22 protein-coding genes are annotated in these 21,443 nt (G+C 65.3%); 14 read left to right on the top strand and 8 right to left on the bottom strand.

Annotated elements, in window-relative coordinates:
* Positions 1-24 precede the first annotated feature (24 nt).
* From QN347_RS04690 to QN347_RS04680, 3 genes are all read left to right on the top strand, one after another.
* The gene (locus tag QN347_RS04690; RefSeq protein WP_322159686.1) at positions 25-375 is read left to right on the top strand and encodes a DUF3147 family protein; all 351 of its coding nucleotides are present in this window, start codon (positions 25-27) and stop codon (positions 373-375) included.
* A gap of 95 nt (positions 376-470) precedes the next feature.
* Positions 471-722: a hypothetical protein gene (locus QN347_RS04685; protein WP_322159688.1), complete on the top strand. Its 252-nt coding sequence runs from the start codon at positions 471-473 to the stop codon at positions 720-722.
* Between the two features lie 171 nt (positions 723-893).
* Positions 894-1,868 (top strand): phosphatase PAP2 family protein, encoded by a 975-nt coding sequence (locus QN347_RS04680; protein ID WP_322159690.1) that lies wholly within the window; start codon positions 894-896, stop codon positions 1,866-1,868.
* On the opposite strand, the gene QN347_RS04675 is transcribed toward QN347_RS04680, so the two are convergent.
* A complete protein-coding gene (locus QN347_RS04675) occupies positions 1,865-2,173 on the bottom strand; it encodes a hypothetical protein (protein ID WP_133187291.1) in 309 nt (102 codons plus the stop codon). The genes QN347_RS04680 and QN347_RS04675 overlap by 4 nt on opposite strands.
* A gap of 187 nt (positions 2,174-2,360) precedes the next feature.
* Here QN347_RS04675 and QN347_RS04670 point away from each other — a divergent pair, with 187 nt between their 5' ends.
* Positions 2,361-3,755, top strand: coding sequence for an MFS transporter (locus QN347_RS04670; RefSeq protein WP_322159692.1), 1,395 nt, complete (start codon positions 2,361-2,363; stop codon positions 3,753-3,755).
* A gap of 119 nt (positions 3,756-3,874) precedes the next feature.
* Here QN347_RS04670 and QN347_RS04665 read toward each other — a convergent pair whose 3' ends face one another.
* On the bottom strand, positions 3,875-5,611 hold the full coding sequence (locus QN347_RS04665; RefSeq protein WP_322159694.1) for a DUF885 domain-containing protein: 1,737 nt from the start codon (positions 5,609-5,611) through the stop codon (positions 3,875-3,877).
* A gap of 119 nt (positions 5,612-5,730) precedes the next feature.
* On the opposite strand from QN347_RS04665, the gene QN347_RS04660 reads away from it, so the two are divergent.
* Entirely contained in the window at positions 5,731-6,555 is an 825-nt protein-coding gene (locus tag QN347_RS04660; RefSeq protein ID WP_322159695.1) for an alpha/beta hydrolase, read from the top strand.
* Between the two features lie 55 nt (positions 6,556-6,610).
* On the opposite strand, the gene QN347_RS04655 is transcribed toward QN347_RS04660, so the two are convergent.
* Together QN347_RS04655 and eno are read right to left on the bottom strand one after the other, a co-directional pair.
* Positions 6,611-6,898, bottom strand: coding sequence for an FtsB family cell division protein (locus QN347_RS04655; protein ID WP_133187283.1), 288 nt, complete (start codon positions 6,896-6,898; stop codon positions 6,611-6,613).
* Between the two features lie 84 nt (positions 6,899-6,982).
* Complete coding sequence (eno, locus tag QN347_RS04650) at positions 6,983-8,260, bottom strand: phosphopyruvate hydratase (protein ID WP_189676826.1); 1,278 nt, start codon at positions 8,258-8,260, stop codon at positions 6,983-6,985.
* 148 nt (positions 8,261-8,408) lie between these two features.
* On the opposite strand from eno, the gene QN347_RS04645 reads away from it, so the two are divergent.
* The 5 genes from QN347_RS04645 to QN347_RS04625 all read left to right on the top strand — a co-directional run bounded on the left by QN347_RS04645 (position 8,409) and on the right by QN347_RS04625 (position 10,372).
* Positions 8,409-8,888: a hypothetical protein gene (locus QN347_RS04645; protein ID WP_133187279.1), complete on the top strand. Its 480-nt coding sequence runs from the start codon at positions 8,409-8,411 to the stop codon at positions 8,886-8,888.
* Between the two features lie 23 nt (positions 8,889-8,911).
* Positions 8,912-9,274: a phage holin family protein gene (locus QN347_RS04640; RefSeq protein WP_322159697.1), complete on the top strand. Its 363-nt coding sequence runs from the start codon at positions 8,912-8,914 to the stop codon at positions 9,272-9,274.
* Positions 9,271-9,567 (top strand): DUF3618 domain-containing protein, encoded by a 297-nt coding sequence (locus QN347_RS04635; RefSeq protein ID WP_322159699.1) that lies wholly within the window; start codon positions 9,271-9,273, stop codon positions 9,565-9,567. The genes QN347_RS04640 and QN347_RS04635 overlap by 4 nt, the downstream gene beginning before the upstream one ends.
* 35 nt (positions 9,568-9,602) lie before the next feature.
* Positions 9,603-10,064, top strand: coding sequence for a hypothetical protein (locus QN347_RS04630; protein WP_322159701.1), 462 nt, complete (start codon positions 9,603-9,605; stop codon positions 10,062-10,064).
* Between the two features lie 80 nt (positions 10,065-10,144).
* Entirely contained in the window at positions 10,145-10,372 is a 228-nt protein-coding gene (locus tag QN347_RS04625; protein ID WP_322159703.1) for a DUF4170 domain-containing protein, read from the top strand.
* A 139-nt stretch (positions 10,373-10,511) separates the two neighbouring features.
* Here the strand turns inward: QN347_RS04625 and greA are convergent, their stop codons facing one another.
* The 4 genes from greA to carA form a co-directional block, all read right to left on the bottom strand.
* Positions 10,512-10,988 carry a transcription elongation factor GreA gene (greA, locus tag QN347_RS04620; protein ID WP_133187271.1) on the bottom strand — a complete coding sequence of 159 codons (477 nt, stop codon included), beginning with the start codon at positions 10,986-10,988 and terminating at the stop codon, positions 10,512-10,514.
* An 82-nt stretch (positions 10,989-11,070) separates the two neighbouring features.
* Positions 11,071-14,430 (bottom strand): carbamoyl-phosphate synthase large subunit, encoded by a 3,360-nt coding sequence (gene carB, locus QN347_RS04615; RefSeq protein WP_322159705.1) that lies wholly within the window; start codon positions 14,428-14,430, stop codon positions 11,071-11,073.
* 1 nt (position 14,431) lies between these two features.
* Complete coding sequence (locus QN347_RS04610; protein WP_133187267.1) at positions 14,432-14,794, bottom strand: ribonuclease E inhibitor RraB; 363 nt, start codon at positions 14,792-14,794, stop codon at positions 14,432-14,434.
* 301 nt (positions 14,795-15,095) lie between these two features.
* Positions 15,096-16,367 (bottom strand): glutamine-hydrolyzing carbamoyl-phosphate synthase small subunit, encoded by a 1,272-nt coding sequence (carA, locus tag QN347_RS04605; protein WP_322159707.1) that lies wholly within the window; start codon positions 16,365-16,367, stop codon positions 15,096-15,098.
* A 119-nt stretch (positions 16,368-16,486) separates the two neighbouring features.
* On the opposite strand from carA, the gene QN347_RS04600 reads away from it, so the two are divergent.
* The 4 genes from QN347_RS04600 (at position 16,487) to rpoD (ending at position 21,369) form a co-directional block, all read left to right on the top strand.
* Complete coding sequence (locus QN347_RS04600) at positions 16,487-16,939, top strand: GatB/YqeY domain-containing protein (protein ID WP_133187261.1); 453 nt, start codon at positions 16,487-16,489, stop codon at positions 16,937-16,939.
* A 103-nt stretch (positions 16,940-17,042) separates the two neighbouring features.
* Complete coding sequence (locus tag QN347_RS04595) at positions 17,043-17,468, top strand: GIY-YIG nuclease family protein (RefSeq protein WP_322159708.1); 426 nt, start codon at positions 17,043-17,045, stop codon at positions 17,466-17,468.
* Positions 17,465-19,342 (top strand): DNA primase, encoded by a 1,878-nt coding sequence (dnaG, locus tag QN347_RS04590; protein WP_322159710.1) that lies wholly within the window; start codon positions 17,465-17,467, stop codon positions 19,340-19,342. Before QN347_RS04595 ends, dnaG begins: the two co-directional genes overlap by 4 nt.
* Positions 19,342-21,369, top strand: coding sequence for an RNA polymerase sigma factor RpoD (rpoD, locus tag QN347_RS04585; RefSeq protein ID WP_133187255.1), 2,028 nt, complete (start codon positions 19,342-19,344; stop codon positions 21,367-21,369). Before dnaG ends, rpoD begins: the two co-directional genes overlap by 1 nt.
* Positions 21,370-21,443 lie beyond the last annotated feature (74 nt).

Genomic DNA, 21,443 nt, shown 5'->3' with positions numbered 1-21,443 from the left:
CGTCGAGCGTCGCATAACGCCGCAATGCTGTTCCTCACCCTGAAGGCGCTGATCTCGGGAATCCTGATCGCGCTCGCCTCGACGCTCGCCAAACGCTACCCGGGTTTCTGGGCGCTGATCGCGTCGCTGCCGCTCGTCTCGGTGCTCGGGATGCTGTGGCTGTGGGGGGAGAAGCCCGATGCCAGCAACATGGCGGCGCACGTCCAGGCGACGTTCTGGTTCATCCTGCCGTCGCTGCCGATGTTCCTCGTCATCCCCGCATTGCTGCGCGCCGGGATCGGCTTCTGGCCCGCGCTCGGGCTTGGCTGCGCGCTGACGATCGCGTTGTACTTCGCGATGCTGGCGCTCGCGCCGCGGCTCGGGATCGCGCTTTAACCTGTACCTAGCCAAACGGACGCATTCAGCAACCATCGCTACGGTGGCGCGTACTGTCCTGGTCTCGCCCGATCATCGGGCCGAAAGGACATTCCATGAAAATCACCCACCTCATCGCCGCCGGGCTCATGATCGCCGGTATCGGCGTGTCGACGACCGCTGCCTCGGCGCAGGGCCATCGCGACGACCGCCGCTACGAACAGCGCGGCGACCGCGGCTTCGACCATCATGGCGACCGTGGCGACCGCAACTGGCGCGGTGACCGTGGCCGCCACAACGGCTGGAACACCCATCGTCGGTGCCGCACCGAATGGCGCCATCATCGCCGTATGACGGTCTGCCGCTAAGCTCGGGTCGGGGGTGCCGCGTCTGCGGCGCCCCCGGCTCGTTCCGTCGTTCGTGACAGGATGTCATCTGGACGTCACATAGTCTTCACGCCATGGTGGGTATCGGCCCTTTCGTAGGGCCATCCATCAGGCGACGATCGGGAAAATCGTCTTCGCAAGCAGGCGTCTCCCGTGTCGATCCCAACCACTTCTCCCTTTGCAATCGCCGCACCGCTCCGGCTCGATGCGGTCCGCCAGCCCGGTTTGATTCCGGGTCGCTGGATCGCGCTGGGCTTTGTGCTGAGCGTGCTGTGCGTTGCCGCCTTGCTCTACGACGATGCGATGGTGATCGACCCATTGGCACCGAGCACGCTGCTGTTCGGTCTTGCCTTCGCGACGCTCGCCGCGATCCGCTTCCTCACGCGCAATCCGGCCACCAACGCGCACCGTATCGGGCGCGACCTCGCCGAGTCGGTCGGACTGTTCATGGGGGTCGGCCTGCTCGGCGCGGTCGCGACCTATCCGCTGTCCGCCGACACGCACGGCTCGGTCGACGCGGTGCTGCAGCGCATCGACCAGGCGCTCCATTTTGATTGGCTGGCTTTGTACCAGCTTGTCGCTTCGCACCGCTCGCTGCAGATCCTCGGCACGGCGGCGTATCAAAGCATCTTCGTCACGCCCGCGCTGATCCTCGGCCATTATGCGGTGAGCGGCAATCGCGCCGCGGCGCGCCGCTTCCTCGTCACCTTCTGGCTCGCCGCGGTGATCTCGCTGGTGCTGTTCCGCTATATTCCGGCGTTCGGGCCGCTGGCGACGCTGTGGCACGGCCCCGTGCCGTATCTGCCCGAAAGCGGGTTGTACGAGGCCGACCTGCTGCCGGCGCTGCGCAACCACATGCTGCGCGAGGTCGATCTCGGTGCGCTGCGCGGGCTCGTGTCGGCGCCGAGCTTCCACACCGTCAGCGCGGTGCTCTACATGGCGGCAGGATGGCGGATCGCGCGGTTGCGCTGGACCGTCGTCGTGCTGAACGGCGCGATGCTGCTGTCGACGCCGATCGAGGGAACCCACTATCTCGCCGACATGATCGCCGGTGCGGCGGTCGCGATCACCGCGCTGGTGGCGGTCGGCGTGCTGCGCCGCACGATGGCGGCGCGGGCTCGCGCTTAGGCTTCGACCGCCATCAGCGCGGCGTCGCTATATTTCGGATCGTTTGCCGCAAAGAGCGGGTTGGCGTCGAAATTGCGCTCGGTCAGGCCGACCCCGTTGAGGCCGGCAAGCTTGAACGTGCCGAGCTTGAGTTCCTTGGGCGGCTTGCCGTCCCGCTCGAGCACGACGCCGTCGACGAACAGATCGTCATGCCGCGTATAGATGATGTGCGGCGCCAGCATGATGTCGGTGCGGTTGTACGTTGCACGCAGGCAGCGCTTGCGGACGATCGCTTCAAATACGGTTGGGACGGGACCGTTAGACATGGCAAACTCGCCTGATTGAAGGAACGTGTGACAACGCTGTACCAAAAATGGTGCGCTGCAACAAGCAACGATCGCGAAACCGAAAGTTTCCGCCGCCTTGCACGATCTGGCGCGCGGACGACGGACCGCGTCGTCGCGGATCGGTTCGCCTTGCTTCCCCCGGCCGCCAAACGTTAGGCAGACCATCGTGACCGACGGACTCCCCCTCCCCCGCCGTTATCTGGCGATCGCCGCTATGTCGTTCGGTTCGGCGCTGGTCATCATCGATGGCGGCGTCGCCAATGTCGCGCTGCCGACCATCGCTCGCGACTTGCATGTCGACCAAAGCTCGGTCGTCGCGGTCGTCACGATCTACCAGGTCATGCTGGTGATGCTGATGCTGCCCTTCGCCGGTCTGGGCGAGCGCGTCGGTCTCAAGCGGATTTACCAGGGTGGGCAATTGGTCTTCACCGTCGCGACCTTGCTGTGCTTCTTTGCCAAGAGCCTGCCGTTCCTGCTGCTCGTGCGTGCCGTCCAGGCGATCGGCGCGGCGGGCGTGCTGAGCGTCGCCTCGGCGCTCATCCGGCAAATCTACCCCGCCAATCAACTCGGCCGCGGGCTCGGGATCAATTCGGTCGTCGTGACGAGCTCGGCGGCCGCTGCGCCGACGATCGGCGGACTGGTGCTATCGGTCGCGCCGTGGCCGTGGGTGTTCGCCAGCGCGATCCCGTTCGCGATCGCCAGCCTCGCGCTCGGCAGCGCGATCCCCGCCCCCAAGCCCCGCGCGACGACCTTCGACGTGATCGGCGCGGTGATGTGCGCGGCGATGTTCGGGCTGATCATCGGCGGGCTCGAGACGATGGTGCATGGCGACAGCCCGGTGGTATCGGGCGCGATCGTGCTGCTCGGCATCGTGATCGGCTATTTTTTCGTGCGGCGCGAGAAAGGCGAGACCGACCCGATCCTGCCGATCGACCTGCTCGCGCGGCCGGTGCTGGCCTTGTCGGCGATCGGCGGGTTCACGGCCTTCACCGCGTCGATGACACTGCTGATCTCGACGCCGTTCCGGCTGCATGCGCTGGGGTTCAGTGCAGCGGCGATCGGGGCGGCGATCGCGCCGTGGCCGCTGACCAACATGGTGGTCGCGCCGTTGTCGGGCTTCCTGTCGGATCGCATTCCGGCCGGGATCCTCGGCGGGATCGGGATGGTGGTGTCGATCTGCGCACTGCTGTTGCTCGCGGGTCTGCCCGCCGATCCGAGCTATTTCGACGTGGCGTGGCGGATGGCGCTGTGCGGATCGGGGTTCGGGCTCTTCCTGCCGCCCAATGCGCGGCTGGTGGTCGGCTCGGCCCCACGCGAGCGCGCCGCGGCGGCGGGCGGCCTGGTGTCGACGGTGCGGCTTGCCGGGCAGACGACGGGGGCGACCGTCGTCGCGCTACTGCTCGCGCTGGGCGTCGGCGAAGGGTTCGTGCCGCCCTTGGTGTCGGTCGGGCTGGCGGTGATTGCCGGGCTGTGCAGCGTCGCGCGGCTGCGCCCGTCGATCCGCAATCCGCAGACGGCCGAAGTTGCCGACGATGTGCCGACGCTCAAGCAGGCGCGCTGAACCGCGACCGCACCCCGGCGAAGGCCGGGGCCCAGTAACGAAGGTGGCAATCGCGGGCGCCTCTCCATCGAGGACGGCCATCGCAACTGGGCCCTGGCCTTCGCCGGGGACCGCAGCCCTCAGAACACCGCCTTACCGTCGCCCCCGAGCATCGCCTGGCGCACCAAGGGGATCGGCGGACCGCCATAGCGCAGGAACTCGTCGTGGAACGCCTTCCAGCTCGCGCGGCCGCCATGCTGAGCGGTCCAGTCGGCGCGCAGCTTGCGGATCATCAGCTTGCCCATCGTGTAGTTGAGATAGGCCGGATCATACGTCCCCCGCGCCGACTGCTGCTTGGCATTGCCCGCGTCCTGATAGCATTGCTCCTGGAACATTTTCAGCGAGTCGGCTTGCGTCATCGTTCCGGTGTGCATCCCGATCGACGAGAGATAGCGACAGTTGCGCAGCAGCGCGTTCGACAGCTGGCCGATATGCGTCTCGGCATCGCCCTTATGGAGCCCGGCCTCCCACATCATTTCCTCGGAATAATGTGCCCAGCCCTCGGCAAAGGCATAGCCGACGAACAACCGCCCGAAGATCGACGGCGATGCGTTGGCATGGCGGAACTGCAGGAAATGCCCCGGCATCACTTCGTGCACCGTGGTGAACAACAAGTCCATCTTGCCGGGAATGAAGCCGTCCTGCTCGGCCTTGCTCCACGCCGGGTCTGGCGGCGAGATGTAATAGACCGAGGGGATACCCTTCTCGAACGGCCCGGGCGGGTCGATATACGCGCTGTTCTGGCGGTTATAGGGCGGGCTCTCCTCGACCAATGCCTGTTCCTGATCGGGGATCGTCACGATCTGATTGGCCGTCACGAACGCGCGCAGTTCGGGGATCTGCTTGCGCGCTTCGGCGACGGGGTCGTTATTGGCGGGCTTGTTGGCGTTCATCTTCGCCATGCACGCCGGGATCGTCGCGCCGGGAGCGTAGGTCGCACACGCCTCGGCGAGCGCCTTCTGGTTGCGGAGCAGATCGGCCTTGCCCGCCGCCTCGAGCGTGGCGAGCGGCACGTCGACGCCTTCGGTCAGCTTGACCATCCGCGAGAAGCGATCGGGCCCGAGCGCGAAGTCCTGCGTCGCGGTGCCGCGCTGGCTCTCCACCCACGCGCCCAGATCGTGCATCGCCTTCGACGCGGCGGCGGCGGCCTTGTCGAACTCCTCCTGCAGCGCCGGGCTCTTCACCTCGGCGAACGCCTTCTTCGCATCGCCGGTGTAGTAATCGCCGAAGCCGTTGAACGCCGCGACGCCGAAATTGACGTAGCTCAGCGGCATCGGCGTCTTGAGGTTGGCCTTGATCTGCGCGGTCGCGTCGGGGATCTTGCGCAGGAAGGTGACCATCGCGCGCATCCGCGTCGGCGCATCGGTGTAATGGCGCGCGATATAGACGTTGGGGTCGAGCCCGGCATTGACGTACCAGGCCGGGTTCTTGTGCGGGAAATCGGCATCCTCGAGCCAGAACAGTTTGCCCGAGGCGACCACCACCAGATAGTCGCGCTCGAACGCCTCGTCCTTGGTCAGCTTGGTCGCGTCGAACGCCTTGGCCTTGGCGATCGCCTCGCGGAAGAAATCGCCCTGCCGCTTGAGCCCGCCCGGCGTCCAGTCGCCCAAGCCCCCGTCGAAATCATGCCGTCCCTGATACACCGCATCGGCGGGCGAGATCTTGAACCAATCCTCGATGAAGGTGTCGCGGAAGCTCTTCCAGTCGGTCGTCGGCAATGCGGCGAGCGGCGCCATCGTGCCCCGTGGCTCGGCCGACTGCGCCGAACACGACATCAACGCCAGACCCGCAATCCCCGCCAGCAAACCCTTGCGCATACCCATCCTTTGATTCGTTGGTCGCGCGAAGCTGGCAGCTTGTGGCCGATCGCGCCACCCCTGCGGAACGCCGAGCGTCTGCCATCGTTGAGCCTAGCGACATCTCAAGGAGCGCCCCGATGCCGTATATCAAGACTCGCGATGGTACCGATCTCTACGTCAAGGATTGGGGCAGCGGCCGCCCGGTCGTCCTGATCCACGGCTGGCCGCTCAGCTCGGACAGCTGGGACGCACAGGCGATGGCGCTCGCGGACGCCGGTTTCCGCGCGATCGCCTATGATCGCCGCGGCTTCGGTCGGTCGAGCCAGCCGTGGAGCGGCTATGATTATGACACGTTGACCGACGATCTCGCCGAAGTGCTCGAGCAGACCGGCGCGACCGAGGATGCGACGCTGGTCGGCTTCTCGATGGGCGGCGGCGAAGTCGCGCGCTACATGACACGCCACGAGGGCAAGGGCGTCGTCGCAGCAGGCCTGATCGCGTCGGTCGTGCCGTACATGCTCAAGACCGAAGATAACCCGCACGGCGTTCCCGAGGACCAGCTCGCCAGCATCGGCGAAGGGATCAAGAAGGATCGCTACGGCTTCTTCCAGACTTTCCTCAAGCAGTTCCTCGGCATGGGCTTCATCTCGTCGCCGGTGAGCAGCGAGACCGTCGACTGGGCGTGGAGCCAGACAAATATCGCCGGGCTCAAGCCGATCCTCGCCTGCGCGCAGTCGTTCGGCCACACCGACTTCCGTGGCGATCTGCCAGCGTTCCGCGTTCCGACGCTGATCGTCCACGGCACGAGCGACCAGACCGTTCCGATCGATGCGACCGGGCGTCAGGCGGCCAAGGGTATCTCCGGCTCACAGCTCGTCGAATATGACGGCGCGCCGCACGGCCTGACGATCACCGAGAGCGATCGCTTCACCAACGACCTACTGACGTTTCTGGGGAAATAAGCGGCTGCGGTGAAAGAAAGCCCCTCCCCTTTAGGGGAGGGGCTTTAGGGCAGCGCTACTTGTCGAGCGGGACGATCACTTCGTCCTGATGCGCCACGCCGAGATCCTTGCGCGCAAGCTCATCAACCAGATCGGGATCGGCATGCCGCGGATCGAGCAGCTCGACGCGGTTCTTCAATTCGGTACGGTTGCGGTCCAGCATCGCGAGTTCGCGCTGCTTGACCGCCAACTGGCGCTCGATATCGCCATAGGCCAGCGCGCCGTTCGGCCCGAAGATCGCATACCCCCCGAAGAAGATACCGACGATCAGCAAAGCCGCCGGCGCAATCGCGCGGCGCAGCATCGGGCGGAGGGTTGAACGTTTCTTGACCACGGTCGCGACTCTGACTCATCGCGACTCGTGGATCAAGCCCGTATTTACCTCATGTTAAGCACGCAGGATGGAGCGACCGGCATACACGCCAGCCCCCTCGAGCTCCTCCTCGATGCGGATCAGCTGGTTGTACTTTGCAAGCCGGTCGGAGCGCGCGAGGCTGCCCGTCTTGATCTGCCCGCAATTGGTCGCGACAGCCAGATCGGCGATTGTCGAGTCCTCGGTCTCGCCCGAGCGGTGCGACATGACGGCGGTATAGCCCGCTCGTTGCGCCATCGATACGGCTTCGAGCGTTTCGGTGAGCGTACCGATTTGGTTCACCTTGACTAGCAGCGAGTTCGCCGTGCGAGTCTCGATGCCCTGCTTCAAGCGCTTCGGATTGGTCACGAAAAGGTCGTCGCCGACCAGCTGGACCTTGTCGCCGACCATGTCGGTAAGTGCTTTCCAGCCCTCCCAATCGTCTTCGCCCATACCGTCCTCGATCGAAAAAATCGGGTAGCGGCGCGTCAGGTCGGCAAGATATTCGGCCATTTCGTGGCTGGAGAGGCTCTTGCCCTCGCCCGAAATCTCATACTTGCCGTTCTTGTAGAACTCGGTCGCGGCGCAATCGAGTGCCAGCATCACGTCGTCGCCCGGCGTGTAGCCTGCGGTTTCGATCGAGCGCAGGATGAATTCGATCGCTTCGTTGGTCGAGGCGATGTTGGGCGCAAAGCCGCCTTCGTCGCCCACCGACGTCGCCAGACCCTTGTCGTGCAGCGCCTTCTTGAGCGTATGGAAGATTTCCGACCCGCAGCGCACCGCCTCGATCATCGAGGTCGCGCCGACCGGGACGATCATGAATTCCTGGAAGTCGATCGGGTTGTCGGCATGCTCGCCGCCGTTGATGATGTTCATCATCGGCACCGGCAGGACATGCGCCGAAACACCACCGACATAACGATAGAGCGGCAGCGTGCGCGCATCGGCCGCAGCCTTGGCGACCGCGAGGCTGACGCCGAGGATTGCGTTCGCGCCCAGGCGGCTCTTGTTCTCGGTGCCGTCGAGCTCGATCATCACCTGGTCGATCTCGCGCTGATCCTCGGCCTCGAGGCCCATCACCGCGTCGGCGATTTCGCCATTCACGCCGTCGATGGCGTCCTCGACGCCCTTGCCGCCCCAGCGGCTCTTGTCGCCGTCGCGCTTCTCGACCGCTTCGTGTGCGCCGGTCGAGGCGCCCGACGGCACCGCGGCGCGGCCGAAGCTGCCATCTTCGAGCATCACATCGACTTCGACGGTCGGATTGCCGCGACTGTCGAGGATCGTGCGGGCATGAATGTCGATGATTGCGGTCACGGAACGATCCTTCTAACGATATGGACGAGCGGTTCGCGCGTGCCTCTACCGGCTATCACGCGCCGCGGCAATTCGCGTGGATCTGATGGAACCGGCGGATACGCTGACCGGTTATCTTGTTTCGATATTCCAACGAAGGGCGCTTGTCATGGCTACCACCTCCGATTCCACCACTGCACACGACCATCTCGACGCAGCCAAGGACGCCGCGAAGACCGCGACCGACGAGGCCGTCAAGGCGACCTCGACTGCGTCGCAGCTGTTGAAGGACAGCGCGAGCAAGATCGGCAAGGAAGCCGTCGATCGCGCGAAGAGCTATGCCGAGGACGGCAAGGCCCGCGCTGGCGGTGCGCTCGATGAAGTCGTCAAGATGATCAACGATGCCGCGGGCACGGTCGATGAAAAGCTCGGCGAGCAATACGGCGCCTATGCCCGTACCGCCGCAACTAAGGTCTCGGACTTCTCCGAAGGCCTCAAGGCCAAGCAGCTCGACGATCTGATCGAGGACGCGCGTGACTTCGTCCAGAAGAGCCCGGCGGTCGCGATCGGCACCGCAGCGGCGGTCGGTTTCGTACTCGTCCGCCTGTTGCAGGCCGGGCTCGCCGCCGATCGTGACGACAAGGCTTGAGCGCAAGCGTTTCGGGGGCACCGATGAAGGACATAGCTAGCTCGGGCGGGGTGGCGGACGAAGGGATCGCCACCCTGCTCTCCCGCGTCGTCGGCGACGCGCAGGACGTCGTTCGCAGCGAGATCGACTTGCAGAAGGCCAAGGTCGGCGCAAAGGTCGGCCAGGCCAAGAGCGGCGTCGTGCTGATCGTGGTCGCGCTGCTGCTCGCGAGCCTTGGCTCGACCGCGCTGGTCGTCGGCTTGCTGATGATCCTGACGCCGCTCATCGGGCCGGTCGCGGCAACCGCGATCGTGGCTGGCATTCCGCTCGTGCTCGCCGGCCTGCTCGGGTTCCTCGCGACCCGCCACTTCAAGCGGATCTTCGGATCCGCGGAGACGATCGCATGACCGGTCTCGATCCGAAAGTCGCGCTGGCCCAAGCCCGCGCGGATGCGGCACGCGCCCGACTGTCGACGACGGTCAGCGCGTTGCAGCACAAGGCCAGCCCGCAAGTGATGGCGCAGGATGTCGCCGACACGATCAAGGAGCGCGGCATGGAAGCGATGGCGGTCGCGGTCGATACCGCCAAGCGCCAGCCGGTGCCGGTCGGCGTCGGGCTCGGGCTGCTAGGCCTGTTCCTCGCGCGTGGACCGATTGCAAAGCTGATCCGTCGCGCAACCGCTTCAAAGACCGAGAGTTAATCGCTCGCCACCCCATGACACAGAGGATCCCAGCGATGAAAGATGCCCACCCCCACGCCACATCCTCGAGCAAGCCGACGAGCGTCGAGTCGGTACGCGCGAGTGCGAGCCATGCGCTCGATACGACGACCGCTTCGGTCCGCGATCTGACCGGCAAGGCCGCAAGCGGGATCGAAGCCAATCCGATGTCGGCGCTCGTCGGCGGGATCGCGCTCGGCGCGGTCGTCGCGGCGTTCGTCCCGCGCACCGCGCAGGAGGCGCGCTTGCTTGCCACCGTCGGCCAGCGGCTGAGCAACACCGCATACGGCGCTGTCGATGCGGCGAAGGATACCGCGAAGTCCGAGCTCGGCGTGCTCGGCCTGTCGCGTGATTCGGCGCGCGATCAAGCCTCGCGAATCCTCGAGGGCGTCATCAAGGCGATCTCGACCGCAGCGCTTGCAGCGCTGACCGCCGCCAACGACACGTCGGCGGCCAAAAAGGCGCCAACGGGCGAATAATCCCGCCTCTACGGTTCCCGAAGGCGTGGTTCGCGACTAGGACGTCGCGAACCACGCCTTTTTATTTCGGGAAACCGCACATGAGCAAGCTCCACCTCGTCTTCGGCGGCCGCGTCGCTGATCCGCGCACGCTCGATTTCGACGATCTGTCGTCGATCGATATCGTCGGGGTGTTTCCGGATTATGCCAGCGCCGAAAAGGCCTGGCGCGCGGCCGCGCAGCGGACCGTCGACGACGCCGAGATGAAGTATGTCGTGGTGCATTTGCACCGCCTGCTGCAGCCCGAACTGCTCGCGCCGGGGGCGTGATTAAACTCCCTCTCCCGCTTGCGGGAGAGGGTGGCCGAGCGCAGCGAGGTCGGGTGAGGGCTGTATGCGAACAGCACTGCCCTCACCCCGCGCCGCCTTCGGCGTCTACCCCTCTCCCGCAAGCGGGAGAGGGACATAATCAGATGAATTCGATCTTCGAGACGACGTAGTAGCGGTCGCCCGACGGCACCGTCACTTCGACCTCGTCCTCGAGCTTGCGCCCGATCAGCGCGCGGCCCAGCGGCGAATTGTACGAGATCCGACCGCCCTTGGCGTCGGCCTCGGTCTGGCCGACGATCTGATATTTGACCGGCTTGTCGTCCTCGTCGAGCAGCGTCACGGTCGCGCCGAACACCACCTTGTCGCCCGACAGATCCTTGGGATCGATGACCTGCGCACGCGCCAGCTTGTCCTCGATGTCGCTGATCGAAGCTTCGATCTGGCCCTGGCGCTCCTTGGCGGCGTGATATTCGGCGTTCTCTGAGAGATCGCCGTGCGCACGCGCTTCCTCGATCGCGTCGACGATGGTCGGACGCTCCGCCTTAAGCCGTTTCAGATCCGCATTGAGCCGGTCATGACCCTCTTGCAGCATCGGCATCTTTTCGACGGTAGCCATCCCTCTTCGTCCTTCGTCTTCAAAATTCCCCGGTTGGCCGACCCGCCCTGGGCCCGCCCGCACGATGTTATGATGTGGGGAATTACTTGTGCGAGTGCGAATAATAGGATTGCAGCGGCCGTACTTCAAGGCTGCGTGTCGAAAGCGCGACGATTGCCTGTGCCGCCTCGACGCTTGCCGGCGCCGTGGTGAAGTACGGAATCTTCTGCGCGAGCGCCGAGCCGCGGATCGGCGAGCTGTCCTTGAGGCTCTGCCACCCCTCGGTGGTGTTGAAGATCAAGTCGATCCCGCCATCCTTGATCCGGTCGACGATGTGCGGCCGCCCCTGCGCCACCTTGTTGACGCGCTCGACGGTGACGCCGTGGTCGGTGAGGTAATCCGCGGTCCCGCCGGTCGCGACGATCGTGAAGCCATGCGCGGAGAGCGCGCGCACGCCGGGCAGGATCACCGGCTTGTCGCCATCCTTGACGCTGACGAACAGCGCCCCGCTCTTGGGCAGGACGGTCCCTGCCCCCAATTGCGACTTGGCGAAGGCGAGCGTGAAATCGGGATCGATTCCCATCACTTCGCCCGTGCTTTTCATTTCGGGTGACAGGACAGGATCGACACCGGGGAAGCGGTTGAACGGGAAGACGGCTTCCTTGACCGCGTAATAGTCGATGTGACGGTCGATCTTGGGCAGGTCGGCGAGCTTCTCGCCCGCCATCACGCGCGCGGCGATCTTGGCGATCGGTGCGCCGATCGCTTTCGCAACGAACGGCACGGTGCGCGAGGCGCGCGGATTGACCTCGATGAGATAGACTAGGCCGTCCTTGACCGCGAACTGGATGTTCATCAGCCCGACCACCGACAGCGCCTTGGCGAGCGCGATGGTTTGCCGCTCGATCTCGGCGATGATCTCAGGCGAGAGCGAGTAAGGCGGGATCGAGCAGGCGCTGTCCCCCGAATGGACGCCGGCTTCCTCGATATGCTGGAGCACGCCCGCCACCGTCACGTCGGTGCCGTCGGAGATCGCGTCTACATCGACCTCGATCGCGTCACGCAGATACTGGTCGATGAGCACGGGTGATTCGCCCGACACCTGCACCGCGGTCTGGATATATTCCTCGAGCTGCGGACGCCCGTCGACGATCTCCATCGCGCGGCCGCCGAGCACGTAGCTCGGGCGCATCAGCACGGGATAGCCGATCCGCTCGGCAGCAACGATCGCCTCCTCGCGGCTGCGCGCGAGGCCGTTGGCGGGCTGGCGCAGGCCGAGCTTGTTGATGAGGGCGGCGAACCGCTCGCGGTCCTCGGCGAGATCGATCGCGTCGGGGCTGGTGCCGAGGATCGGGATCCCGGCATCCTGCAGCGCTTGCGCGAGGTTGAGCGGGGTCTGCCCGCCGAACTGGACGATCACGCCGTGCAGCGTCCCGTTCGACATCTCGACGTGCAGGATCTCGAGCACGTCTTCGGCGGTCAGCGGCTCGAAGTACAAGCGGTCGGAGGTATCATAGTCGGTCGACACCGTTTCTGGGTTGCAGTTGACCATGATCGTCTCATAGCCCGCGTCGCCCAGCGCGAAGCAGGCGTGGCAGCAGCAATAATCGAACTCGATCCCCTGCCCGATCCGGTTCGGACCGCCGCCGAGGATGACGACCTTCTTGCGATCGGTCGGCTGGCTCTCGCACTCTGGCTCGCCGAAGCTCGGCGCTTCGTAGGTCGAATACATATAGGGCGTCTTGGCGTCGAACTCGGCCGCGCAGGTGTCGATCCGCTTGAATACCGGGCGGACCCCAAGCTTGTGGCGCGCCGCGCGCACCTCGGCCTCGGTGGTGCCGCCGGTCATCATCTGGACGACGTCGTGGATCAGCCCGCCGCGCGCGGTGCCGCGCTCGCGCAGATTCGCCGATTGCAGCGCGAGGAAGGCGAGGCGCTTGTCGCTGAAGCCCATCGCCTTGAGACGCCGCATCCCCGCCGCATCGCGCGGCAGGCCATCGGTGCAGACCTCATTCTCGGCCGCGACGATCTCGGCGATTCGCTCAAGGAACCACGGGTCGTACTTCGCGAGCGCATGCACCTCGGCGACAGTGAAGCCCTCGCGCAGCGCTTGTGCCGCGACCAGCAAGCGGTCGGGGGTCGCGATCGACAGCGCTGCCTCGATCTCCTCGCGCGGCGCACCGGCGAGGCGATCGACGATGTTGAAGCCCGAGAGCCCCGTCTCGAGCCCGCGGAGTGCCTTCTGCATCGATTCATGGATGTTGCGGCCGATCGCCATCACTTCGCCGACCGACTTCATCGCGGTCGACAGCACGGCTTCGGCGCCCTTGAACTTCTCGAACGCAAACCGGGGTATCTTGGTGACGACGTAATCGATCGTCGGTTCGAACGAGGCCGGCGTCGCGCCGGTAATGTCGTTGGTGATCTCGTCGAGCGTGTAGCCGACCGCGAGCTTGGCGGCGACCTTGGCGATCGGGAAGCCCGTCGCCTTCGACGCCAGCGCAGAGGAACGCGACACGCGCGGGTTCATCTCGATCACGATCAGGCGCCCGTCCTTGGGGTTGACCGCGAACTGCACGTTCGAGCCCCCGGTCTCGACGCCGATCTCGCGCAGGCACGCGATGCTCGCGTTGCGCATGATCTGATATTCCTTGTCGGTCAGCGTCAGCGCGGGCGCGACGGTGATCGAGTCGCCCGTATGGACGCCCATCGGATCGACATTCTCAATCGAACAAATGATGATGCAATTGTCGGCGCGGTCGCGCACGACTTCCATCTCATATTCCTTCCAGCCGATCAGCGATTCCTCGATCAGCACTTCGGTGGTTGGCGAAAGGTCGAGCCCGCTGCGCACGATGTTGAGGAATTCCTCGCGATTGTACGCAATGCCGCCGCCCGATCCGCCCATAGTGAAGCTCGGCCGGATGATCGCCGGCAGCCCGGTGCGCTCCAACCCGGCGAGTGCCTCCTCGACTGTGTGCGCGATCGCCGAGCGCGCGGATTCGAGACCGATCTTGGTCATCGCATCCTTGAACTTCAGCCGGTCCTCGGCCTTGTCGATCGCCTCGGCATCGGCACCGATCATCTCGACATTGTATTTCGCGAGCGTGCCGTCGTTGAACAAAGCGAGCGCGGTGTTGAGCGCGGTCTGCCCGCCCATCGTCGGGAGCAGCGCCATCACGTCGTTCGGGCGCGCCGCTACTTCCTTGGCGATGATCTTCGCCACGATCTCGGGGGTGATCGGCTCGATATAGGTCGCGCCCTCGGCCTCGCTCCAGCCGACCAGCTCGGGGTCGGTCATGATCGTCGCCGGGTTCGAATTCACGAGGACGATGCGATAGCCCTCCTCGCGCAGCGCCTTGATCGCCTGCGTGCCCGAATAATCGAACTCGCACGCCTGGCCGATGACGATCGGCCCCGCGCCGATGACGAGGATGGTGGTGATGTCGGTGCGTTTTGGCATGTCAGCTCATCAGTCCGGTTTCGGCGGTGCAACCCCAGCCGTCATATTCCACGTCGTAGATCAGTTCGATCTGCAGGCAGCGCTTGGTCAGCGCACGGATCGCGGCTTCGTCCGAAGTCTGCTCGCAGCCGAGGAAGAGCGAGATTTCGCCCTCCTCATCCTCTTCGCGCTCGATCACTTCGAAGCCGAGTTCCTCGGCATCCTCCTCGAGCCGGTCGAGCGCGGGCTCGGACCCGCGGAAGCTCACGTCCACGGCGCGGACGATATCCGAGCGGTCGCCATTCTCGGCGAGGCTGGCGAGCACCTCCTTGTCGGCGCTCCATTCTTCTTCGAGCCGGGCGGGATCGACGTCTGGGAGGGTCATGGCTGAGCTTTCGTCTGGGGTTCGGGCTCGTACGTTTCGCGACCGATGAAGCCCATTTTGGGGAGACCGTGGATCTGCTCGAGCTTGGTCAACGCGCATTCCACGTTTCGATACTTGGCGTTCGGAGACGGCTGAAAATGGAAATCATCCCCTGCGCGCAATTTGAAAACGCTACGGGGCAAGTGGCAGGCAGATGCGACCCTATCGAGCCTCACTTGCTTCTGAGACATGGACAACGCCTCCCACGTCGGCCCTGCGTTCGCACACAGTGCGAGCAGGAAGATCGGTGAGAGCGACCACTTCACACCAGCATTCCCACGAACTTCTCGAACAGATACAGGCTGTCCTGCGGGCCGGGGCTCGCCTCGGGGTGATATTGCACGCTGAAGGCGGGGCGGTCGGTCAGTTCGAGGCCGGCGTTTGAGCCGTCGAACAGCGAGACGTGCGTCTCGCGCACGCTCGCCGGCAGGCTCGCGCGCTCGACCGCGAAGCCGTGGTTCATCGAGGTGATCTCGACCGCGCCATCGGACAAACGCTGCACCGGATGGTTGGCGCCGCGATGGCCCTGGAACATCTTGGTGGTGGTCGCGCCGACCGCGAGGCCGAGCAGCTGATGGCCCAGACAAATGCCGAACAGCGGCTTGCCGGTCTCGAGCAGCTGGCGGATCACCGGGACGGCATAGATGCCGGTCGCGGCGGGGTCGCCGGGGCCGTTCGACAGGAAGATGCCGTCGGGGTTCAGCGCCATCACTTCGTCGAAGGTAGCGCCTGCGGGGACGACCGAGACGTCGGCGCCGGCGGCGACGAGGTTGCGGAAGATGTTGCGCTTCGAGCCGTAGTCGATCGCGACGACGTGGGGGCGCTTGGGTGCAGGTTTCTCGACTTCGCTCGAAACGAACGGCTGGAGAGACATGCTCGCGTCCGCGTTGAGCGGCGCACTCTCTTCTCCGTTCGTGTCGAGCGAAGTCGAGACACCGCTCTCCCCGTACCCCGCGCCCAGATTCCACACGCCGCCGGCCCAGCCGTAATCCATCGCGGTGGACACTTCGATCGCGAGGTCCATGCCCTCCAACCCAGGCCACGTCTGCGCCATCGCCAGCAACGCGCCCACATCGAACATGCCATCCGCGGCATGCGCGATCACCGCATTCGGCGCGCCGCCCGCGCGGATCCGCCGCGTGAGAGCCCGCGTATCGACCCCCGAAAGCCCGATCCGCCCGTGCTTGGCCATCCACGCATCGAGCCGCTCGACCGAACGGAAGTTGCTCGGGCCCGTCACGTCCTCGCGCACGATCATCCCGAGCGCATGCGGATTGTCCGCCTCGATATCGTCGGCATTGGCACCAACATTGCCGATGTGCGGGAAGGTGAAGGTGACCATCTGCCCGGCAAAGCTCGGGTCGGTCATGATTTCCTGATAGCCCGTCATCGCGGTGTGGAAGCACACCTCGCCGACGGCCGCCCCTTCCGCGCCGAAGCCACGGCCCCACACGACCTCGCCGCTGGAGAGCACCAGCACGCCAGTGGCGCCTTCAGGAGCCTTGGACGCGGTCGTAGGATAGGCGTCGGCCATTGCGGCGGGCACTCCGTGTTAATTGTCGATGTCGCTAAGGGGCGGGAACTAGAAGCGCTCGACCGATGCGTCAATCGGATAAACCCGCTAGGGTCTCCGCCACACGAAAAGGACCCGTAATGATTCGCGACGACATCAAGGCTGCCCTCATCACCGCCATGAAGGGCGGCGACAAGGCGACCACCGCCACCCTCCGCCTCGTCCAGAGCGCGATCAAGAATCGCGACATCGAGGCACGCACCGGCAAGGCACCCGACGATGACGACGCGCTGGTGGTCGAAGTGCTCCAGAAGATGGTCAAGCAGCGCCGCGAGTCGATCGAGATGTTCGTCAAGGGCGGGCGCCAGGAGCTGGCCGATGGCGAAGCGGCCGAGGTCGCGGTGATCGAGCGCTTCCTGCCGACGCAGATGGACGAAGCGGCGACCGCGGCGGCGATCGAGGCGATCAAGGCGGAGCTGGGGGCGACCGGCATGAAGGACATGGGCCGCGTGATGGCGGAGCTGAAGGCGCGCCATGCGACGACGCTGGATATGAGCAAGGCGAGTGCCGCGGTGAAGGCGGCGCTTTCGTAATCCTCGACGGGAGGACGCGCTCCTCCACCGTTCGTTTCGAGCGAAGTCGAGAAACCGGCGACGGCGCTCGACACGAACGGCACGATGCGCGCATTAAGGGCGCATGGCGTTTTGGGCATACATACTCCGCTGCTCCGACGGCAAATTCTACACGGGCCACACCGACAATCTCGATCGCCGGATTGGCGAGCACCAGGCCGGCGGGCATTGTGAGTTCACCTCCCGGCGCATGCCGGTGGCATTGGTGTGGAGCGAATATTTCCCAAGCCGGATCGAAGCGCTCGAGGCCGAGCGGATGGTCGGCGGCTGGTCGCGCGCGAAGAAGGAGGCGTTGATCGCGGGAAATTGGTCTTTGGTGTCGCATTTCGCCCGCCCGCCGAAAGAGCGAACCGCCGCCCCAACAGACACCATTCCCTCCTCGTTCGTTTCGAGCGAAGTCGAGAAACCCGGCATCAGCTCCGGTTTCTCGACTTCGCTCGAAACGAACGGATGGGCGGATGCTCCCTCAGTCGCAGAACCTCGCGTATGACCCTCTCCCCGCAATTCCTCGACGAACTCCGCGCGCGCACCCTGTTGTCGAGCCTGGTCGGCCAGACCACCAAGCTCCAGAAGGCCGGCCGCGAGTGGCGCGCGTGCTGCCCGTTCCACAACGAGAAGACCCCGTCGTTCTACGTCAACGACGACAAGGGCTTTTACCATTGCTTCGGCTGCTCGGCGCATGGCGACGCGATCCGGTGGATGACCGACCAGCGCGGCCTGCCCTTCATGGATGCCGTCAAGGAACTCGCGCAAAACGCCGGGATGGAACTCCCGGCGATGGACCCGCGCGCCGCCGAGAAGGCCGAGGCCGCCAAGGGCCTGCACGAGGCGTGCGCCGACGCCGCCGGCTGGTTCACCGACCAGCTCAACGGCCTCGCCGGCGCCACCGCGCGCGACATCCTTACCAAGCGCGGCATCAAGCCCGAGACCGCGCGCGAATTCGGGCTCGGCTTCGCCCCCGATTCGCGCGGGAGCCTCAAGGGCGCGCTGAAGGACTATGGCGACCCGCTGCTGGTCGAAGCGGGCCTTCTCATCAAGGTCGAGGAGAAGACCCCTTACGATCGCTTCCGCGGCCGCCTGATGATTCCGATCCGCGACCCGCGCGGCCGCACCATCGCGTTCGGCGGGCGGATCATCGGCGATGGCGAGCCGAAATATCTGAACTCCCCCGAAACCCCGCTCTTCGACAAGGGCCGCACGCTCTACAATCTCGACAAGGCCGCCCCCGCCACGCGCAAAACCGGCCGCGTGCTGGTGGTCGAGGGCTATATGGACGTCATCGCGCTCGCCCAGGCGGGGTTCCGCGAGGCGGTCGCCCCGCTCGGCACCGCGCTGACCGAAGCGCAGCTCGAGCGGCTGTGGCGGCTCGCCGAGGTCCCGATCCTGTGCTTCGACGGCGACAGCGCGGGGCAGAAGGCCGCGATCCGCGCCGCGCACCGTGCCACTCCCCTACTCCAGCCCGGCCGCAGCCTCGCCTTCGTCACGCTCCCGCCGGGCGTCGACCCCGACGATCTCGTCCGCACCAAGGGCCCCGGCGCGCTCGAGGCGCTGCTCGCCAAGCCCGAACCGCTGGTCGACCGGCTGTGGGCGAGCGAATTCGCCGCCGAACCGCTCACCACCCCCGAACAGCGCGCCGGCCTCAAGCAACGCCTCACCGAGATCGCCAACACGATCGCCGATGCCAACGTGAAATCGGAATATATCGCCGAGTTTCGCCGCCGCACCGACGCGCTCAACGCCCGCCCGCCCCGCGCGCCGTTCGTCCCCCGCCCGCAAGGCGGTGGCGGGCGCAAGGGCAATCAGCCGTGGAAACCCGCCCCCGGCCCGGTCGGCGACGGCGCCAAGGGCATCCACGCGCGCGGCATGGACGGCGTGCTGACCAAACCGGTGCTGATCGGCCTGCTCCGCCATCCGACCGAAATCGGGCGCCATATCGGTGAGCTCAGCCGCCTCACCATCACCGATCACCGCCTCTCGCACCTGCTCGATGCGATGATTGATGCAGCGCTTGAAGAACAGACGCTTGATAGTGAGCGCCTTCTTACCATATTGGCCACATCTGGATTTGATATAATCGCGCACGATCTGTTGCGGGCCGACCAACTCATGTGTTCGTTCACCCAAAGAGATGCCGAGCCCGCCAGGGCACGCGAGGAGCTCGATGAGGCGATCGCGATCCTGGTGGCGCGGCCTGAAGTGGATGCGGCTCTGGCCGAAGCGACGGCGATGATGCAGACCGATTATTCGGATGAGGCGTTCGAGCGGCAAGTGTCGCTCGTGAAGGAACAACAGGCTCTGGACGCGCGACTCGCCAATCTGGTGCAGTCGAACGAGGACGCCAGGGCTTTTGCTGAGGGCAGTTGATGGCGAAGACGGATATGGCGGATGTCGGTGAAACCACCGAGGGTAGCGATGCGCCGCTGATCGATTTGAACGATGCGTCGATCAAGAAGGTGATCGCACGCGCCAAGAAGCGTGGCTACATCACCTACGAGCAGCTCAACGAAGCACTCCCGCAGGGCGAGATGTCGTCTGACCAGATCGAGGACATCAGCGCCGCGCTGAGCGAAATGGGCATCAACATCGTCGAGAATGACGAGCAGGGCGAAGAAGGCGACGAGCAGCCCAAGCAGGACGACGAGGACGATGCCGAGACGGCCGAGCCGGGCGAAGACGCCGGCCCCGCGCTCGACGTCAAGAAGAAGGAAGTCATCGATCGCACCGACGATCCGGTGCGGATGTACCTGCGCGAGATGGGCGCGGTCGAATTGCTCAGCCGCGAGGGCGAAATCGCCATCGCCAAGCGGATCGAGGCCGGCCGCGACACGATGATCCTGGGTCTGTGCGAATCGCCGATCACCTTCAACGCGATCATCGATTGGTCGACCGCGCTCAACGAGGGCACGATGCAGTTGCGCGAGATCATGGATCTCGACGCGATGCTGTCGAAGGACCCGGCGCCCGAGGCGATGGCCGAAGCCGAAGAGGGCGACGGCGAGATCTCCGAGAAGAACGCCGGCCCGTCGTTCAAGGAAGAGGCCGAGCCCGAAGAGCCGTCGGTCGACGAGGACGAGGATGGCGAGCGCCGTACTCCGCGTGCTTCCGACGACGAGGAAGAGGACAACACCCTCAGCCTCGCGCAGATGGAAGAGCAGCTGAAACCCATCGCGCTCGAACGCTTCGCCAACATCACCGCGCTCTACAAGAAGTTCTCCAAGATCCAGCAATCGCGGCTCGACGCGATGGCGGGCGGCGGCGAACTGTCGAGCGGCGACGAGAAGAAGTATCACAAGCTACGCGAGGAGCTCACGGCCGAGGTCGAGAGCGTCCAGTTCCACAACGCCAAGATCGAATATCTGGTTGACCAGCTCTATGCTTTCAACCGGCGCCTGACCGCGCTGGGCGGCCAGATGCTGCGCCTTGCCGAGCGCCACAAGGTGCCGCGCAAGGACTTCCTCGATCGTTACATCGGCCACGAGCTCGACGAGCAGTTCCTCCCGTCGGTCGCCAAGATCGACAAGAAGTGGACCGCCTTCGTCACCAACGAGAGCGACGCCGCCGACCGTATCCGCACCGAGATTTCGGAGATCAGCCAGGCCACCGGCATGGCGCTCACCGAGTTCCGCCGCATCGTCAACATGGTCCAGAAGGGCGAGCGCGAGGCGCGTATCGCCAAGAAGGAAATGGTCGAGGCGAACCTGCGGCTGGTGATCTCGATCGCCAAGAAGTACACCAACCGCGGCCTGCAGTTCCTGGATCTCATCCAGGAGGGCAATATCGGCCTGATGAAGGCGGTCGATAAGTTCGAGTATCGCCGCGGCTACAAGTTCAGCACCTATGCGACGTGGTGGATCCGTCAGGCAATCACCCGCTCGATCGCCGATCAGGCGCGCACCATCCGCATCCCGGTGCACATGATCGAGACGATCAACAAGCTGGTCCGCACCAGCCGCCAGTTCCTTCACGAGCAGGGCCGCGAGCCCACGCCCGAGGAAATGGCCGAGCGTCTGTCGATGCCGCTCGAGAAGGTCCGCAAGGTGATGAAGATCGCCAAGGAGCCGATCTCCCTCGAAACGCCGATCGGCGACGAGGAGGATTCGCATCTCGGCGATTTCATCGAGGACAAGAACGCGATCATCCCGGTCGACGCCGCGATCCAGGCCAACCTCAAGGAAACCGTCACGCGCGTGCTGGCGTCGCTCACCCCGCGCGAGGAGCGCGTGCTGCGCATGCGTTTCGGGATCGGGATGAACACCGACCACACGCTCGAGGAAGTCGGCCAGCAATTCTCGGTCACGCGCGAGCGTATTCGCCAGATCGAGGCGAAGGCGCTGCGCAAGCTCAAGCATCCGAGCCGCAGCCGCAAGATGCGGTCGTTCCTCGACCAGTAAGCCAGACGGCAGCGGTGGCCCGGCGCCACCGCTGCCGCTTTGCCGGGCGCGGCCGGGCGACCGCTCCGTCGCAA

Source organism: Sphingomonas sp. 10B4 (assembly GCF_035019905.1).
Taxonomy (GTDB): Bacteria; Pseudomonadota; Alphaproteobacteria; order Sphingomonadales; family Sphingomonadaceae; genus Sphingomonas; species Sphingomonas glacialis.
This window is presented reverse-complemented; position numbering and strand designations above follow the sequence as displayed.